Consider the following 17,790-nt stretch of genomic DNA (forward strand, 5'->3'; position numbering starts at 1 on the left):
AGCAGTGGACAAAATTGTCCACTGCTTTATGTATACAGGCATAATTTATGGTAAAATAAGTAAAGATAGAGAGGTGTTATTTATGCCAAAAGGTGAAGGGAAAGTAATTGCTCAAAATAAAAAAGCGTATCATGATTATTTTATCGAAGAAACGTATGAAACAGGTATCGTATTACAAGGTACTGAAATAAAATCATTACGTGCTGGAAAAGCTAATTTAAAGGATTCCTTTGCACGAGTTCAAGGTGGAGAAGTTTGGCTTCATAATATGCATATTAGTCCATATGAGCAAGGAAATCGATACAATCACGAGCCATTACGTACTAGAAAATTACTACTACATAATAGAGAAATCGTGAAATTAATTGGTTATACAAAGGAAACGGGTTATACATTAGTACCTTTAAAAATCTATTTAAAAAACGGCTACGCTAAGCTATTACTTGGATTAGGTAAAGGTAAGAAACAATACGATAAGCGTGATGATTTAAAGAAAAAAGAAGCAAAACGTGAAGTAGAGCGTGCATTCCGAGATCGTCAAAGAATCTAATTGGATAAATGTTGAAGGATTGGAATTCTGTTTTTCTTTTAGAAACAATTGTTAATTGCAACTTATGATGGATATGCTATAATAAGTTTGTAAGTTAATCAGCAACACCAATTGCACGATGTGCAGTTTTTATAAATTATGAAGCCTTTGCTTTATGCTTCGTAAGTCACTCATAGCGAACAGAACTGAAATATGTTTTGTGAGCATTTTATATGGGGACGTTACGGATTCGACAGGGGTAGTTCGAGCTTAAGTTGCGAGTCGAGGGGTCGGCCTCGTTAAAACGCAAAAGCCAATAACTGGCAAAAACAACAATTTCTCTTTAGCTGCTTAATTGCACTAAAGGCTCCTCCTATGTATCGCCCATGTGCATAGCTTAGAGGGGTTCACTCATTAGTGGGCTACGCCGGACCTCGCCGTCTGAGGGGAATGGAAGAGATTAATCAGACTAGCTATCAGGAAGCCTGTCATTGGGCCGAATGGTATGCGAAATTCTAATACAGTGACTACGCTCGTAGAAGCTTAAGTGCCGATATTCTTGGACGTGGGTTCGACTCCCACCGTCTCCACCAATACATATTGTTTGGTGGTTTTTTTATGCTTAAAATTATGAATTAGGAAAACAAACAGCGGGAACAAACCTTGCAGTAGCTTCAAAAGACAATACTGGAAATGAAAGTAAGGTTTTTCATACTGTATTATTGGACAAAACAGCTCCTAATGTCCTTTGATTAATCCAATTAGCGTTAAAGTAGCATTAACCGGTAAAACAGAAGTAAATGTAACAATTACAGTTAAGATTTGTACAAATGTAATTTGCTCAAGTAAGGCAGATTCAGCTGGAACATAAAAGACAAGAATACAAATCACGTATTCTTGTCTTCTTTTTTAGTACATATGAAAAAATAAAAGCTGGCTCCTATGATCGAACCAGCGACTAACTGTAATAGTAGTATAAATATGAAATATACAAGTTCTTATGCATTTAATATTAATTGCGCAATCTCCATTGCCTGTTCATTTAAATTCATCTTTTTATAATATTTAAATAATTCCTTTTTCGAGCGTTCTACTAAAAAGGTAAATCCGTTTTTTTCAAACATAGGTAGAGCTTTGCTGTTTAAATAATGATGGTATTCTTTCTCTTTTGATTTTAATAAATAAAGTAAAAGTTTAAATAGATGGATATATAAACTGTAATTATTCTTTTTCGCTATGAAAAGGCCGGCTTCAGCGTCATGCACAAGTTCCTCTACGTTAGAAGATCCACCATCAAAATTACTACGAAGAAAGCCTTCTAATGAAAGTAAATACGTTGAACACTCTGGATCTTTCAGCTTCATGGACTGTTTATAAAATTTACTTGCTTCCTTATAATTTTTACCTCTATAAAACGCATAGGCTAAATTATGCAAAGCTTTAGCTTTTCGTTCAGGTGCATTACACAACTCACAGCTTCTAATCAGATTTTTGAAACGATTAATAATTTCTTGATCTAAAGTGTCACCTTGAATTTGAATAATCATCAACATTTCAGCATCAATAACTCTAAGATAGTTATTAATTTGTTTGAAAAATTGATGAGATTTTTCGGCATAATAATAGGCCAACACAGGAGCATTTAAAGTATGGTAAGCACATGCCAGGTGGTAATAATATTCCGGATTTTTATAGACCGTATTATCGATCGACTTTAAAATTTCGATTACTTTACCATATTCTTGCTTCGCTAAAGAATAAATCCCTAAAATATGCTTTAATAAATTTCTTTCATAAGGTGCTAATTTGTCCTCTTTTTTTTGAAGCTTTTTAATGATTTTAAAAGCTTCATTGCCTTTGCTATGCGTAAGAAAATATTTCGCTCTTAGCAACTGGTACAGATCATTATATTCAGAGATTTGGATGAGTTCTTCCATTTCAAACTCATAGTAAATTTGATCCATCTCTTCAAATAACTGCATAATGATTACGTCATGCCAGTGGAGTAATCGTTGTTTAATATTCATAAAATTAGCTACTTCTAATTCCATATTAATTCCAAGTCTTTTGGATAATAAATTAATAATTTCAGGTGCATACTTTGTTTGTCCACATTCTATTTTACTGATATGGGTAACGGAGCATATGTTTTTTCCTAATTGTTCTTGTGTTAGTTTGTATTTTTCTCGATAAAATTTAATAATTTTTCCTTCATACATAACTAAGTCCTCCTCCCATTCCAGGATGTTAAAAATAGTACCTAATACTAAAATTCTACATTTAACAACAAAATTAGTATATTTAGAAAACCCGTGTAGTATGTGAAGTAACACTTAAAGATATGTTAAGGGTAAGTGAAATTAGGAAAATCAGGAAAATTAGAAGGGCATGGAATTCACTTCTATAATGAGGATGTTATTAGTCCAAAATACGAAAAAATACCATAACTTATGGTATTGAATACTACAAAATAGAGTAGCTTTTAAGAATATTGTAAAAGCATGGTATTAGAAGTACGGGAATTACTTCTTCATTGTGACAGAATTATGAAAAATGTGGAATATACTTAAAGTTTTCAAAATATTTGGGGAGAATGTGATGTTTGAAATGATACATTAAAAATATATTAATCTAGTAATCGTTTTGGACATTATATTGATACTAATACTAAATTAATATATCAAAAAAATGAAAAAGGAGTGTTAGATGAAAATCAAACTAAATAATCTATTTACATTTTTACTATCTTCACTATTTGTATTTTTTGTAATGAGAGCATTTCTAGGAGAATTTCTTTCAAGACTTATACCATATGCAAATGTGATATTTGGATATAGTCTATTTGTATGTTTAATATTTATTGTTAATACAATAGTTAATATGATTTTCTACTATGTAAAGTATAGGGAAATCCATATCAGTAAATCTGGTTTCGGAGTATTTACACTTACTTATTTAGTTATGTTGGTCTCAATACTATTTTCAAGAAACTCATTAGGAAATCATTATAGCAACAATTACATCCCATTTAAAACAATATGGGGTTATATAAGTGGTAAAGCGGATTTAATCTATATCATTTCGAATTTAGTTGGAAATATTATTATTTTTATTCCTCTTGGATGTATCGTTTATTATTACTTCCATAGAAAGATGAAAGTGTCTATTTGTATTTTAGTTTCAATCTTATTAATAGTACTTATAGAATTTTTACAAAAAAAGTATGTTGTAGGAAGTTTCGATATTGATGATATATTCTTAAATTCACTTGGGGTTTTATTAGGCATAAAAATATTAGTAGGAGAGGGTAACGAAATAGCTAAAAATCTTCTTGAGAAATCAGATTAGAACAGTTTATAAATTTAAGTGTAGATGAACCTACTCCACCAATAATACGTTGGTGTTTTTTTTTATAAAAAATAACCCTTCATCAAAGAATGAAGGGTAGTATTAAATCAGAATTTATTATCCAACGTTTTTCTTAACGTCTTTCTCATCAATCCAAGCCTCTAAATGCTCTCGACCTGGTAAGTTATCGATTTTATCTGCATTGAAAACAGGATCTAAACCTTGTTTCTTTTGAGCAATGTAATCTTTCAATAATGCTCTTGCTACTTTTGCTAAGCGCGTAATTGCGTAAAGGTTAACGATTACCATTAATCCCATGAAGATATCTGCTAAAGACCAAATTAATTCAGCGCTATATAATGCTCCGAATAATACCATTCCAATTACGGCAAAACGGTATAAGTAAATTGTTTTTTTCGAATGCTTCATGAAGCTAATATTTGATTCACCGTAGTAATAGTTCCCCATAATTGTACTTAAGGCAAATAAGAATACTGAAATTGAAACGAATGTTGCAGCAAAATCACCAACGCTTACACGTAAAGATTCTTGTGTTAGTGGAATACCTGATAGCTCAGATGTTTTGTAAACGCCAGAAACTAATACAATCATAGCTGTAGATGAACAGATGATAAATGTATCAACAATTACACCTAATGCTTGAATGAAACCTTGTTTTACTGGGTGAGTTACGTCAGCTGTTGCAGCTGCGTTTGGAGCAGAACCCATACCAGCTTCGTTTGAGAATAATCCACGACGAATACCATGAAGAACTGCAGCACCCATAACACCGCCAAACATTTGTTTAAATGTAAAAATACCCTCTGAGAAAATTGCACCAAAAACATCTGGTAAAATATCGAAATTTGCAATCATAACCCATAAAGCTAAAATAATATAAAAACCAGCTTTGATAGGTACTAAAACAGTTGAGAATTTAGCAACTGAATGTACGCCACCAAAAATAATTAGTGCCGTAATAATAGCTAGTACAATTGCAGATGTCTTTGTATTTACACCAAATTCATTATTAATAGAAGCAGCAATCGTGTTTGCTTGTACTGCATTAAATATAAGACCAAAAGATAAAGTAATTAAAATACTAAAAATTACACCAAGCTTTCGATTACCTAGAGCTTTTTCCATATAGTAAGCAGGTCCGCCACGCCATGAAGAACCGTCTTTCACTTTATAAAGCTGAGCTAACGTACTTTCTACAAATGCTGAAGCTGAACCAATTAATGCCATTAACCACATCCAAAATACTGCTCCTGGTCCCCCTAATGCCACTGCTGTTGCAACGCCGGCAATATTCCCGGTACCAATACGAGCAGCCATTCCGATCATAAATGCTTGTAATGAAGATACAGTTTTCTTGCTTTTGTCTCTGTTTCGACCATCACCTAATAATCGAACCATTTCAGGGAAGAATTTAAACTGAATAAATCCTAAATAAACTGTTAAAAATAGGCCGATTGCAACTAATAAGATAACAAGTAATTTAGCCCAAAGGTAGTCGTTGAGTACTGTAACCAATTCTGTCATGATTCCCTCTCCTTTTTAAGAATATTCGCAAAATTATCCGATAATTTTGACTACAAAATGTAATAATAATTTATTTTTTTATCAATGGCAACGTTTTTTTTATGATTAACCAATAAAAAGGATAATATTAAAAAAAGATTAAAAAAGTAAGTGTTCACTTACTTTTTGTTGACGAAATCCATTTCGGTTAATATACTAGAAAAGTGAATAAATACTTACTTTTTTGTACTAACTGCCTTTTTAACATCATTTTTTAAGGAGGTAAAAAATGAATAAAGGAGAAAGAACAAAACATCATATTCTAGAAAAGTCTATCCAACTATTTGCGAAAAATGGATATGATGGTACGACAATTAATCAAATTGCAAAGGATTGTAAAATTTCTGAAGCGACGATTTATAAGTATTTTAAAAGCAAACTGGATGTATTGATTAATTGTGTAAAACCAGATATTCATGACGTATGGACGGAAGAGGACTTTAGTAAACTTTCAATTGAAGAATTGCTTAGGTTATATGTTGAGAAAAGAATTAAATGGGTGGAAAAGAATCGAAATCAAATTGAGATCTTGATAAGTGAAACTTTACGACACCCTGAGTTATCAGAAATTTTCTTCCAACAGATCTATCGTAAAACACCAATTGAAGAAGAAATAGAAGCAAGAATGCTTGCAAAAGAAACCAATTTCCATTTAGAAATTCCTATACTGAGTTTAAGTATGATTACGACAATTATATCGATTCTTAATCTACAAAAAAGTATTCTGGAAAAAGATCCAATGCATATAACGGATGATGCTATAAATAAAATGGTGCAATTAATTTTATTTGGATTAATAGGAAATAAAAGTCCTGAATAAACATGAAAGTGTGTTTATTTGGAGAAAAGTTTAGTATTACCTTTTATTTTTTTTAAAGGAAGTATTAAACTATTTAATTGCAATAAAATGACCGGAATACGAATTTGGTCAATCGGTCTAAAAAGAGGAGTGAAAATGTGTTTAAACAAGAATGGAAAAATATTTTAAAGAAACCAATGACAATTGCAACAATCATTGCGATTGGTCTTGTACCTATGCTTTATTCATTAATTTTCTTATCAGCGTATTGGAATCCATATAATAAAACAGAAAAACTATCTGTCGCAATTGTAAACAATGACAAGGGTACGGAGTTTAATGATAAAAAGCTTAATGTAGGGAAAGATTTTGTAGAAGGACTGGAAGATAATAAGTCATTTAAATGGAAAGTTACAAGTAAAAAACAAGCTATGGAAGGATTAAATGATGAAAAATATTATTTAGTCATCGAATTGCCTTCTGATTTTTCAAAAAATGCGGCTACTTTATTGGATGAAAAACCAAAAAAAATGAAATTAAATTATTACACGAATGCAGGGAAGAACTATGTAGGCGCACAAATTGGTACAACTGCGATCAAAGAAGTAAATGCTAATATCTCAAAAGAAATTACTGAGCAATATGCTAAAACAGTTTTTGATAATTTCAAGGAAATTGGAGATGGCATGACAAAAGCATCTGATGGTGCAGGTAAAGTGAATGATGGTGCAGCAAAAATCACTGATGGAACAGATGTTTTAAATAAAAATTTAAAAAAATTAAATGACAGCATGATCACATTTGAAAGTGGAAGTACAAAACTGAAAAGTGGAGCAGAAAAATTATCAGATGGTATTAAAAAATCAAATGATGGTGCAAATCAATTAAATACTGGTTTAAATGCTCTATTAGAAGGAACTGGTACATTAAAAGCTGGTTCTAGTGATTTAAATAATGGACTATCGCAACTAGTTGAAGGCGGTAATAAAATCGAATCTGGTTCTTCTAAGCTAGAAGCTGGAAGTAATCAATTAAATGCTGGACTGAAACAATCTTATGCTGGTGCAACCGAACTGCAAAAAAATGAAGCAGGATTTAATGAAAATCTTGGCGCTACTAATGATGCTCTTAAATCAATTGTTAATGGATTGCAAGATGGTTCAATAAGTAAAGAAGATTTGCTGAAATTACAAGCAATCTCAAATAACTTAGATCAACTTTCAAAAGGAAGTAATCAAATTAAAAATGGAGTTGATCAAATTGCTGCAGCACAAGGTCAATTATATGAAGGTTCAAATAATCTCCTTGCTGGGCAAAAAGAATTAAATACAAATTTAAATTTATTTAATAGTAAATTGCAAGAAGCGTCGAATGGAGCAAATCAATTAGCTCAAGGAAGTAATGATTTATACATTGGTACAAAAAAATTAAGTGAAGGTAGTTCGCTACTTTCAATAGGCCTAGGAAAATTAAATACAGGTGGGGACGAATTAGTTCAAGGGATTAATCAATTAAATGCTGGTTCTAAACAACTATCTGATGGAACGAATAAGTTATATAGTGGGTCTGGAGATTTATTAAAGGGTGCAACTGATTTAACAAAAGGAACAACTGAACTTCATAAATCCCTTAAAGAAGGTGGAGATGAAGTAAACAAAGTTAAAACAAGTGATGAAACGGATCAGTTCTTTGCAGAACCAACAGAACTAGTTTCTCATAAATTAAATAATGTCAAAGAATATGGTGTAGGATTAACACCTTATATACTATCTATTGGACTATTTGCAGGTGGGTTAATGTTTACCTCAGTTTATCCAATGAGAAAGAACTCTATTGCTCCAACTACTGGTTTAGCTTGGTTCTTTAGTAAATATAGTGTTCTAATTTTCGTGGGAATCATGCAATCAATCGTAGCAGATATGGTATTAATTCACGGTATGGGTCTTGATGTGAAAAACGTGTGGTTATTCGTAGTGTTTACAATCATTACTAGCTTGACCTTCTATTCATTAATACAATTCTTAACTGTTACATTAGGAAATGTAGGACAATATTTAGTGTTTATCATTATGCTATTACAAATTGGTGGAACTTCAGGTACGTTCCCAATTTCATTAACACCAACATTTTTCCAAACGATTCATCCTTATTTACCGATGACATATGCTATAAAAGGATTCAGAGAATTAATTTCTAGTTCTGTAAATAAAGGACTTGTATGGGATCAAGTGTACTATCTATGTGGATTTGCAGTTTTATTCATCGTTTTAACAAATGTTACTTTTGCAGTTCGTGTTAAATTATCTAAGAAAAATCAATTAAGCGAAATCGAGGCTTAAAACGATAAAATAATAAAAAGGATTGAAATCAAATAAAAAAAGATTTCAATCCTTTTTACTATTAGTGAAATAAAAATCCAGTATCTTTAGAGCAATCTTTTATTGTAAAATTAGTAATGGAATATGGTAATAATGAAGGAAATTGTATAGAATCCCTTTACATTGTAAGGGAGTTATCGTTAAAATTTGAACGTAGTTAATCTGCTATTTGTACGTCAAAGCACTTAATTACTTTCTTTTAGAACATTAGATATAAAAAAATAAGAAAGCGTTTTCATTTAATAGAAAAGTGGTGAATAAATGAAACTAACTGAAATCGATAAAAAAATTCTAGAGATGCTCACTAAAAATGGACGGATGTCATACTCCGATATTGGAAAAGAACTTAATTTATCAAGAGTTTCAATCCGTGAACGTGTGAATCAATTAATAAAAAACGGGGTAATTGAGAGGTTCTCAGTCGTCATTAATTCAGAAAAAGTAGGAAAAGGAGTATCTGCATTCTTTGAAGTGGATTGTGAACCAGCTTATTTAGTAGTCGTAGCGGAAGCACTTGCAGATAATCCTGTTGTAGCGAGTTGTTATCAAATGACGGGTCCAAGCACTTTACATATGCATGTATTAGTAGATGATTTTGTCAGCTTAGAACAATTTATAAATAATGAATTATATGCTTTAGAAGGAATAACAAGAGTAGAAAGTCATATTTTATTACGAAGATTTAAGAGTAGAAATGGCTTAAAATTATAGTTGTCATGGCGAGAGATTGGAAAATCCTCGTCTTTTTTTACTGTTTTTTGTAAAAATACATAAAATTATAGAATATTCTGTCTACCAGAGGTATAATCGAGAATAATTAAATTTACATTGTTAGGTTATGTAGTGATTATGATTAACAAACGTATGTAATTTTAGTTAATATACTTACAAATGGAGTAGGTGGAAAGATGGCGTCACTCATATTAAGAAGGTTGTTTCAATTGTTTTTATTATTGCTAGGTATCTCCTTTTTAGTCTTTGCTTCTATGCATTTAGCACCTGGTGACCCAGCTGCAATAATTGGTGGACCTACAGCAACAAAAGCTGATTTAAATGCTATTCGAGAAAGTTTAGGATTGAACGACTCGTTTTTTGTCCAATATTGGCATTATTTATCAGGCGTATTTCATGGGGATTTAGGATATTCGTTTCAAACGAAACAGTCGGTTGCAGAGGCAATTTCAATCCGTTTTCCTAATACTTTAAGTTTAGCAATCGCGAGTATGATTGTTGCAGTAATAATCGGGGTAATAACAGGGATTGTTTCTGCACTTAAGCAAAACTCGTGGATGGATGTATCAAGTACAATAATTGCCCTTGCAGGTATTTCAGTACCGAATTTTTGGCTTGGTGCCATCCTTATTCTTATTTTTGGAGTTAATCTACAAATTCTGCCCGTTGGAGGACTCGATTCACCAATTTGGACGATTGAAGGATTTAAACAAATCATTTTACCTGCCATTGCATTGGGAACAGCCTCAGCTGCAATGATTGCCAGAATGAGCCGTTCATCTATGTTAGAGGTAATTCGAGCTGATTACATACGAACTGCAAGAGCGAAAGGTGTAAAAGAAAAATCGATTGTTTGGATTCATGCTTTAAAAAACTCGATGATTCCAGTCATAACTGTTATTGGTTTAAACTTTGGATTTCTTCTTGGAGGAACAATCATTACAGAACAAGTATTTGCGATTAACGGTGTCGGTAGATTAATGATCGATGCAATTGCAGCTAGAGATTTTCCGATGGTTCAAGGGGCAGTATTACTTGTAGCATCAATGTTTGTAATCGTGAATTTACTTGTTGATATTTTATACGTATTTATCGATCCAAGAATTAGCTACGATTAATTAGCTAGAAGGGAGGAAGGATTTTGTCTACAGAAGTAGTCCTTAATAACATAAGTGCAAAGCAAGCTAGTACAAAAAAGAAGGAAAAATTTATCGTTCAAACATTCAAACGTTTAATCAAAAATAGATTAGCAGTTTTTGGATTAATCATTATTGTTTTACAAGTTTTAATGGCAATATTTGCACCTCTTATTACGATACATGATCCGATTAAACAAAATTTAGCTTCAACAGAACTACCAATATTCTCAAGCGGACATTGGTTAGGTACAGATAATTATGGTCGGGATATGTGGAGCCGAATTGTATTCGGATCTAGAGTATCACTCGTTGTTGGATTCAGTGCAGTGATTCTTGGTTTAATTGGTGGTATTACAATAGGTATGCTAGCTGGTTATTTTTCTAAACTAGATGGCTTGCTTATGAGAATAGTAGATTTATTATTTGCTTTTCCAGGAATTCTCTTAGCCATGCTAATTATCGCAATTCTTGGGACAAGTTTAGTGAATGTAGCAGTTGCGATTAGTATTTGGTCCATTCCTTCATGTGCAAGAATTGTTCGAGGTTCGGTTTTATCGATTAAGAAGCAAGAATACATACATGCAATGAGGACTTTAGGTGCGAGTAATTTACGAATTATGGTGAAGCACATTTTACCAAACTGTATGGCACCAATCATTGTTTTTGCCACAATGAGAATGGCGACTGCTATTTTATCAACTGCATCACTAAGTTATTTAGGTCTTGGTGCACAACCTCCAACGGCCGAATGGGGGTCAATGATTTCTCAAGGGCAAGATTATATGTTTTCTTCCCCACATATGACAATCGTACCAGGGATCGCAATTATGTTGATTGTTTTCTCTTTTAATGTCGTAGGTGATGGATTAAGAGATGCTTTAGATCCAAATATGAATATTAATGATTGAGGAGATGGGTAAATGAAAAAATGGATGGTTATCGTACTTAGTGCAATTCTTCTTCTTGCTGGATGTTCTAGTAAAACAACTGGATCAAATAGCGCTAATGTTTCGCAAGAACTTACATATGCTTCAACATCAGATGCAGTAGGTTTATCACCAATCTTAACGAATGATTCTGTATCAGCTAATGTCATCATGCAAGTTTATGAAACTTTATTTAAAAGAAATCCTAAAACAATGAAAATCGAACCTTTATTAGCCGAATCTTATACGAATCCAGATAATAAGACTTGGGAAATTACATTAAAAAAAGGGGTTAAATTTCAAGACGGAACAGATTTTAACGCAGAAGCAGTAAAATACACATTTGATAAATTCCGTGATCCAAAAACTGCCGCTCCACGTGCTTCATTATTAGAACCAATTGAATCAGTTAATGTAATTGATGATTATAAAGTAGAAATTAAAACGAAATATCCATATGGACCACTTTTAGCTGCACTTGCTCATACCGCTGCTTCAATTGTAAGCCCTGAAGCAGATAAAAATAGTGATTTAATGAAAACGCCTGTAGGAACTGGGCCATTTAAGTTTGTTAGCTGGACACCTGGTGACCAAATCGTTCTTGAAGCAAACAAAGATTATTGGAATAGTGCACCTAAATTGAAAAAAGTTACTTTTAAAGTAGTACCTGAAGTTTCAACAGCTATTTCAATGTTACAAACAGGAAAAGTACAATTTATTGATGCTCTTCCAGCTGAACAAGTGAAACGTCTAGAAGCAATTAAAAATGTGAAAGTAACAAAGGAAGAGGGAACACCTGTTTATTATTTAGGATTTAACATGAAAAAGGCTCCAATGAATAAATTAGCATTCCGTCAAGCAGTTGCTTATGGATTAGATCGTAAAGCATATATTAATCAGTTAAACGGATTAGGTATTGAAGGTAATAGTGTAATTGGACCAAAAGTTTTCGGATATGATCAATCTGAAGAAAAGGCTGGTTATTCTTATGATTTGGAAAAAGCTAAAAAACTGATTAAAGATAACGGCTTTGAAGGAAAAGAAGTAAAAATGCTAGTACCAAATCGAGATATGTACATGAAAATGGCTGAAATTGCTCAATCTCAAATGACGGAAATTGGCCTAAAAGTTAAGCTTGAAACGATGGAATGGGGAACTTTCTTAGATGCAGCAACAAAAGGTCAATACGATGTAACATTCCTAGGATGGGCAAACAGTACAGCTGATGGTAGTGAATTATTGTATCCAAACTTCCACTCTGACAATGTTGGGTCGTCAAACCGAATTTCATATAGTAATAAGCAATTTGATCAGTTAGTTAATGAATCTCGTCAAACAATTGACCAAAATGCCCGAAAAGAAAAACTAAAACAAGCAAATGAATTATTAGTAAAAGATGCTCCTGTAATCGTTATGAATCAAGGTGTAGTAACATCTGCAGTTGATCAATCGGTGAAAGGCATTGAAATTGATCCTACTGGCCAATGGTCATTATACAACGTACACAGAGAGTAGGTAATAGTATGTCAACAGAGCTTCTATCTGTAAATAATTTAGTAACAACGTTTCAAACAGCTGATGGAGAAATCCCAGCTGTTCGAAACGTATCCTTTTCAGTTAATAAAAGTGAAACTTTATGTATAGTTGGCGAATCGGGTTGCGGAAAAAGTATTACTTCATTATCTATTATGGGATTATTGCCAAGTAATGGTTCAATAAAAAGCGGTTCAATTCAATTAGAAGGAACTGATTTAACTAAGTTAACAACTGATGAATTAAGAAAAATAAGAGGCAATAAAATATCGATGATTTTTCAAGAGCCGATGACTGCGTTAAACCCTGTAATCACAATTGGTTATCAGCTACGTGAGCCACTTATGATCCACCAGAAGCTTTCTAAACAAGAGGCAAATCAAAAGGGAATTGAACTCTTAAAACAAGTAGGAATACCATATCCAGAAAAAAGAATGACTCAATATCCCCATGAGTTAAGTGGTGGAATGAGGCAAAGGGTTATGATTGCTATTTCATTAGCCTGTACACCTGGACTCTTAATTGCAGATGAGCCGACGACCGCACTTGATGTTACGATACAATCTCAAATATTAGATTTAATCCATGATTTACAAGAACAGCTTGGAATGGGTGTCATTATGGTTACGCATGATATGGGGGTTGTAGCTGAAATTGCCGATAAAGTAATGGTCATGTATGCAGGAGAAAAAATTGAGGAAGGTCCAGTTGAAGAGATTTTCAATCGTCCAAGTCATCCATATACTAGAGGATTATTAAGCTCTGTACCAAATGTAGATGATCCTGATTTTGAATTAGAAGCAATCCCAGGCTCGACACCGAGCTTAAACGAACAAATAACTGGCTGCCGTTTCCATCCACGTTGTCAACATGCATTAGCACGTTGCAAAGTGGAAGTTCCAAAGGAATTTACAATAATGGACGGTCACACAGTTAAATGTTGGCTGAGTGAGGAGGATTCTATATGACTCTAACAAAAAGTAAAACTTTATTAGAGCTTCGAAATGTTAAAAAATATTATCCGATTCGTGGAGGCTTACTAAAAAAAGTTCAAGGCCATGTAAAAGCAGTTGAAGAAGTAAGTTTAACATTATTAGAAGGTGAAAGCTTAGGAGTTGTAGGTGAATCAGGTTGCGGTAAATCTACATTGGGAAAAACGATTTTAGGTCTTGAAGATATTACTGACGGAAAAGTATTTTTTAAAGAGACAGAAATCCAACATTTATCGAATAAGAATCGAAATGATTTTAAGAAACAAATGCAAATGATTTTCCAGGACCCGTATGCATCATTAAATCCGAGACAACGAATTGGAGATGCGTTGGAAGAGGTATTTGTTATCCATACGAATCTATCAAAACAAGAGCGAAAAGAAAAGGTAATCGGCTTGCTTCGTGAGGTAGGCTTAAACGAAGATCACTATGATCGATATCCCCATGAATTTAGTGGTGGACAACGTCAACGGATCGGAATTGCACGAGCGATAGCCCTTAACCCATCGTTAATTATATGTGACGAGGCAGTGTCAGCACTAGATGTATCTGTACAAGCACAAGTACTTAAACTATTAAAATCATTACAAGCAAAATATAACTTAACTTATTTATTTATCTCTCATGATTTAGGAGTCGTACGATATTTCTGTGATCGAGTTTTAGTAATGTATTTAGGTAATACAGTTGAGTTAGCTCCTGCTGACAAGCTATATAATAACCCACTACATCCTTATACTAAGGCGCTACTATCTGCGATTCCTCGCCCAAAGGTAGGAAAGAGACCTGAGAAAATTCGTTTGACAGGTGAAATTCCAAATCCAGCTAACCCACCATCAGGTTGTACATTCCGTACACGTTGTCCACTAGCAACTGAACTTTGTGGACAAGTAAAACCTGAGTGGAAAGAAATTGAAGAAAATCATTTTGTTGCATGTCACCATGTAGATGCTTAAAGGAGAGGAAACAGATGCAGTTTGATCATTTAAATAATCCATATTCAGCACAACGCCATACGACATTTGGTAAAAATGGTATGGTAGCTACTTCACAACCTTTAGCGGCACAAGCGGGGTTAGATATATTAAAAAAAGGTGGTAACGCAATCGATGCTGCAATTGCCACAGCGGCTGCATTAACAGTAGTCGAACCTACTTCAAACGGTATTGGTGGAGACGCCTTTGCACTAGTTTGGGTAAATGGGGAACTACATGGTTTAAACGGTAGTGGTCCTGCTCCAAAATCAATATCGATTGAAAAGTTAAAGGAACAAGGACTAGAGAAAATGCCGACGCATGGGGTTATTCCAGTTACAGTGCCTGGAGTGCCTGCTGCATGGGCTGCATTATCAAAACGTTTTGGTAAATTACCATTACAAGAGGTTTTACAACCAGCTATTACGCTTGCAGAAGATGGCTTCCCACTCTCGCCAATTTTAGGGAAGTTTTGGAATATAGCATATGAAAAGTTTAAAAAACAATTTACATCACCAGAATTTGATGAGTGGTTTAAAACATTCGCTCCAAATGATCGTGCACCTGAGATTGGCGAATTATGGTCATCTAAAGCACATGCAGAAACGTTACGTGAAATCGGTGCAACAAATGCTGAGAGTTTTTATCGTGGTAGATTAGCAGAAAAAATTGTTTCCTTTATGAAAGAACATAACGGATACCTTAGTTCAGAGGACTTAAGTGAATATAAAGTAGAATGGGTTAACCCAATCTCGACAAATTATCGTGGATACGATGTTTGGGAAATTCCACCTAATGGGCAAGGTTTGGTAGCATTAATGGCATTAAACATTGCTAAAGGTTTTAATTTTTCTACAAAAGATGATGTCGATACATATCATAAGCAAATAGAGGCTATGAAACTAGCATTTACTGATGGAAAAGCTTTTATTACGGATTCTGAGCATATGGATATGAATGTAGATGAGCTACTATCAGAAGAATATGCCGCGTCACGTCGAGAATTAATTTGTGAAAAAGCAATAGAACCAGAAAACTATACACCTCCAAAAGGTGGCACAGTTTATTTAGCGACTGCTGATGGTGAAGGGAATATGGTTTCCTTTATTCAAAGTAACTATATGGGATTTGGTTCTGGGATTGTCATTCCTGATACAGGAATAGCTCTTCAAAATAGAGGACATGACTTTACTTTAAATCCGGAGCATCCTAATGCACTTAAGCCTGGTAAAAGAACATATCACACAATAATCCCAGGGTTTTTAACAAAAGATGGTGAAGCAGTAGGTCCATTTGGCGTAATGGGAGGATATATGCAGCCACAAGGTCATGCACAAGTTGTCATGAATACAGTGGATTTTCACTTAAATCCTCAAAGTGCATTAGATGCACCTAGATGGCAGTGGATGGAAGGTAAAAAAGTGGTCGTGGAACCTCATTTTCCAAATCACCTTGCCCAAGCACTTGCGAGAAAAGGCCATCAAATTCAAGTGGCTACAGATTGTGGCAGTTTCGGAAGGGGCCAAATTATATGGCGTGATCCTAGAACCGGAGTACTAATGGGAGGAACTGAATCTAGAACAGATGGCGCAATTGCAGTTTGGTAAAGGGATGATTCGATGATAAATCAATGGAAACTTTTTTTAGCTTTTTTTAGAGTAGGAATGCTAGGATACGGAGGAGGTCCTTCTTCTATACCACTAATCCATACAGAAGTTGTGGACAAGTATAAATGGTTAAGTAAAGATGACTTTTCAGATGTACTAGCAATCGCAAATGCTCTTCCAGGACCAATTGCAACAAAGCTTGCAGGATATGTAGGATGGAGAACAGGTGGCGTAGTAGGTATGCTAAATGCCATTATCGCAACAACACTACCGACTGTATTCCTACTTTTACTTCTATTATCAACACTAAATCACTTTAAAGGTGTTGCTTGGGTACAAGGCATGTCGAATGCAGTTGTGCCAGTAGTAGGAGTAATGTTAGCAACTTTAACATGGGAGTTTATTGAGAAATCGAAGGAATCTCTTGGCTGGAAAATCACTAGCTTGATCGTGGTTGCTAGTTTTATCCTTTTATATTTATTAAATATACATCCTGCTATCTTAATTGGATGCTTAGTCGGATATGCCTTTTTCTCAAAAAGTAAAAACGAAAAGAAGAAGAAGGTGAAGGCTTCATGATTTATTGGAAAATATTTTTAGCATTTTTCTTACCAGGCATTTTCGGATACGGAGGAGGACCAGCTTCGATTCCTCTTATTGAGAATGAAGTCGTTGATAAATACGGATGGTTAACTTCAGTTGAATTTAGTAACGTACTTGCATTAGGAAATGCGCTTCCGGGTCCGATTGCAACAAAGATGGCCGGATATATCGGATATGTTGAGGGAGGTGTATTTGGTTCCTTTGTAGGACTATTCGCTTCAATCGCACCCTCTCTAATCTTGATGATTGCTTTATTAAGTATATTAATGAAGCATAAAAATTCACCAAAAGTCAAAAAGATGACATCATTAGTTAGGCCTTTAATCGCCGTTTTACTCGGCATTATGGCCTTTGACTTTTTTAACGATTCATATAATGGGGTAGGTGTAACGCAAACAATTATTATTAGCGTCCTTTCTTTATTATTTCTAGAACGTTGGAAAATTCATCCCGCATATGTAATTGGTGGGGCTCTTGTTTACGGTGCAGTATTTTTATCTTAAATAATGAACAACTGATTGTTTTATTCGAACATTATTGAAGCAATGCCAATATAGGGTTGCTTCAATAATGTTTTTTTAAAGCTCAAAGTTAAGGAGTAAAAAAGTGGCGGCTTTTTTATCATAAAAAAGCACTTTTAACAGTG

At 33.9% G+C, this 17,790-nt stretch carries 16 protein-coding genes and 1 other RNA gene; 14 read left to right on the plus strand and 3 right to left on the minus strand.

Translation table 11 applies throughout. From position 1 onward, the window contains the following. Window positions 1-82 precede the first annotated feature (82 nt). Both smpB and ssrA read left to right on the plus strand, forming a co-directional pair. Window positions 83-550 (plus strand): SsrA-binding protein SmpB, encoded by a 468-nt coding sequence (gene smpB, locus ACSBO6_RS02120; protein WP_056469927.1) that lies wholly within the window; start codon window positions 83-85, stop codon window positions 548-550. A 214-nt stretch (window positions 551-764) separates the two neighbouring features. Then, window positions 765-1,122, plus strand: a transfer-messenger RNA (tmRNA) gene (gene ssrA / locus ACSBO6_RS02125). A 145-nt stretch (window positions 1,123-1,267) separates the two neighbouring features. Here the strand turns inward: ssrA and ACSBO6_RS02130 are convergent. After that, window positions 1,268-1,420 carry a hypothetical protein gene (locus ACSBO6_RS02130; protein ID WP_180232889.1) on the minus strand — a complete coding sequence of 51 codons (153 nt, stop codon included), beginning with the start codon at window positions 1,418-1,420 and terminating at the stop codon, window positions 1,268-1,270. 107 nt (window positions 1,421-1,527) lie between these two features. After that, window positions 1,528-2,748 (minus strand): helix-turn-helix domain-containing protein, encoded by a 1,221-nt coding sequence (locus tag ACSBO6_RS02135; RefSeq protein ID WP_098845626.1) that lies wholly within the window; start codon window positions 2,746-2,748, stop codon window positions 1,528-1,530. A 487-nt stretch (window positions 2,749-3,235) separates the two neighbouring features. Here ACSBO6_RS02135 and ACSBO6_RS02140 point away from each other — a divergent pair, with 487 nt between their 5' ends. Further along, a complete protein-coding gene (locus tag ACSBO6_RS02140; RefSeq protein ID WP_098845627.1) occupies window positions 3,236-3,877 on the plus strand; it encodes a VanZ family protein in 642 nt (213 codons plus the stop codon). 117 nt (window positions 3,878-3,994) lie between these two features. On the opposite strand, the gene ACSBO6_RS02145 is transcribed toward ACSBO6_RS02140, so the two are convergent. After that, a complete protein-coding gene (locus ACSBO6_RS02145; RefSeq protein ID WP_098845628.1) occupies window positions 3,995-5,422 on the minus strand; it encodes an alanine/glycine:cation symporter family protein in 1,428 nt (475 codons plus the stop codon). 268 nt (window positions 5,423-5,690) lie between these two features. Here ACSBO6_RS02145 and ACSBO6_RS02150 point away from each other — a divergent pair, with 268 nt between their 5' ends. The 11 genes from ACSBO6_RS02150 to ACSBO6_RS02200 all read left to right on the plus strand — a co-directional run bounded on the left by ACSBO6_RS02150 (window position 5,691) and on the right by ACSBO6_RS02200 (window position 17,647). Then, window positions 5,691-6,281: a TetR/AcrR family transcriptional regulator gene (locus tag ACSBO6_RS02150; RefSeq protein ID WP_098845629.1), complete on the plus strand. Its 591-nt coding sequence runs from the start codon at window positions 5,691-5,693 to the stop codon at window positions 6,279-6,281. A gap of 137 nt (window positions 6,282-6,418) precedes the next feature. Next, window positions 6,419-8,599, plus strand: a complete 2,181-nt coding sequence (locus tag ACSBO6_RS02155; protein WP_498844087.1) for a YhgE/Pip family protein — start codon at window positions 6,419-6,421, stop codon at window positions 8,597-8,599. Between the two features lie 300 nt (window positions 8,600-8,899). Then, entirely contained in the window at window positions 8,900-9,349 is a 450-nt protein-coding gene (locus tag ACSBO6_RS02160; RefSeq protein ID WP_098845631.1) for an Lrp/AsnC family transcriptional regulator, read from the plus strand. A gap of 197 nt (window positions 9,350-9,546) precedes the next feature. Beyond that, the gene (gene nikB / locus ACSBO6_RS02165) at window positions 9,547-10,488 is read left to right on the plus strand and encodes a nickel ABC transporter permease (protein ID WP_098845632.1); all 942 of its coding nucleotides are present in this window, start codon (window positions 9,547-9,549) and stop codon (window positions 10,486-10,488) included. 23 nt (window positions 10,489-10,511) lie between these two features. Further along, on the plus strand, window positions 10,512-11,417 hold the full coding sequence (locus ACSBO6_RS02170; protein ID WP_286138285.1) for an ABC transporter permease: 906 nt from the start codon (window positions 10,512-10,514) through the stop codon (window positions 11,415-11,417). Window positions 11,418-11,429: 12 nt separating this feature from the next. Then, a complete protein-coding gene (locus ACSBO6_RS02175; protein WP_098845633.1) occupies window positions 11,430-12,950 on the plus strand; it encodes a glutathione ABC transporter substrate-binding protein in 1,521 nt (506 codons plus the stop codon). Window positions 12,951-12,958: 8 nt separating this feature from the next. Next, window positions 12,959-13,936, plus strand: coding sequence for an ABC transporter ATP-binding protein (locus tag ACSBO6_RS02180; RefSeq protein ID WP_498844088.1), 978 nt, complete (start codon window positions 12,959-12,961; stop codon window positions 13,934-13,936). Continuing rightward, window positions 13,933-14,916, plus strand: coding sequence for an ABC transporter ATP-binding protein (locus ACSBO6_RS02185; RefSeq protein ID WP_098845635.1), 984 nt, complete (start codon window positions 13,933-13,935; stop codon window positions 14,914-14,916). The genes ACSBO6_RS02180 and ACSBO6_RS02185 overlap by 4 nt, the downstream gene beginning before the upstream one ends. 14 nt (window positions 14,917-14,930) lie before the next feature. Beyond that, complete coding sequence (gene ggt, locus ACSBO6_RS02190; RefSeq protein WP_098845636.1) at window positions 14,931-16,541, plus strand: gamma-glutamyltransferase; 1,611 nt, start codon at window positions 14,931-14,933, stop codon at window positions 16,539-16,541. 15 nt (window positions 16,542-16,556) lie between these two features. Beyond that, complete coding sequence (locus ACSBO6_RS02195) at window positions 16,557-17,120, plus strand: chromate transporter (RefSeq protein ID WP_098845703.1); 564 nt, start codon at window positions 16,557-16,559, stop codon at window positions 17,118-17,120. After that, window positions 17,117-17,647: a chromate transporter gene (locus ACSBO6_RS02200; RefSeq protein WP_069034898.1), complete on the plus strand. Its 531-nt coding sequence runs from the start codon at window positions 17,117-17,119 to the stop codon at window positions 17,645-17,647. The genes ACSBO6_RS02195 and ACSBO6_RS02200 overlap by 4 nt, the downstream gene beginning before the upstream one ends. The last annotated feature ends 143 nt before the right edge of the window (window positions 17,648-17,790 follow it).

The sequence above is a fragment of the Bacillus sp. AL-1R genome (assembly GCF_052180195.1).
Classification (GTDB): domain Bacteria; phylum Bacillota; class Bacilli; order Bacillales; family Bacillaceae_G; genus Gottfriedia.

What these genes read in the sequence shown, in the direction of transcription:
- smpB (WP_056469927.1), top strand. Translation starts at nt 83, where the DNA reads ATGCCAAAAGGTGAAGGGAAAGTAATTGCTCAAAATAAAAAAGCGTAT.
- ACSBO6_RS02135 (WP_098845626.1), bottom strand. Translation starts at nt 2,748, where the DNA reads ATGTATGAAGGAAAAATTATTAAATTTTATCGAGAAAAATACAAACTA.
- ACSBO6_RS02140 (WP_098845627.1), top strand. Translation starts at nt 3,236, where the DNA reads ATGAAAATCAAACTAAATAATCTATTTACATTTTTACTATCTTCACTA.
- ACSBO6_RS02145 (WP_098845628.1), bottom strand. Translation starts at nt 5,422, where the DNA reads ATGACAGAATTGGTTACAGTACTCAACGACTACCTTTGGGCTAAATTA.
- ACSBO6_RS02150 (WP_098845629.1), top strand. Translation starts at nt 5,691, where the DNA reads ATGAATAAAGGAGAAAGAACAAAACATCATATTCTAGAAAAGTCTATC.
- ACSBO6_RS02160 (WP_098845631.1), top strand. Translation starts at nt 8,900, where the DNA reads ATGAAACTAACTGAAATCGATAAAAAAATTCTAGAGATGCTCACTAAA.
- nikB (WP_098845632.1), top strand. Translation starts at nt 9,547, where the DNA reads ATGGCGTCACTCATATTAAGAAGGTTGTTTCAATTGTTTTTATTATTG.
- ACSBO6_RS02175 (WP_098845633.1), top strand. Translation starts at nt 11,430, where the DNA reads ATGAAAAAATGGATGGTTATCGTACTTAGTGCAATTCTTCTTCTTGCT.
- ACSBO6_RS02180 (WP_498844088.1), top strand. Translation starts at nt 12,959, where the DNA reads ATGTCAACAGAGCTTCTATCTGTAAATAATTTAGTAACAACGTTTCAA.
- ACSBO6_RS02185 (WP_098845635.1), top strand. Translation starts at nt 13,933, where the DNA reads ATGACTCTAACAAAAAGTAAAACTTTATTAGAGCTTCGAAATGTTAAA.
- ggt (WP_098845636.1), top strand. Translation starts at nt 14,931, where the DNA reads ATGCAGTTTGATCATTTAAATAATCCATATTCAGCACAACGCCATACG.
- ACSBO6_RS02200 (WP_069034898.1), top strand. Translation starts at nt 17,117, where the DNA reads ATGATTTATTGGAAAATATTTTTAGCATTTTTCTTACCAGGCATTTTC.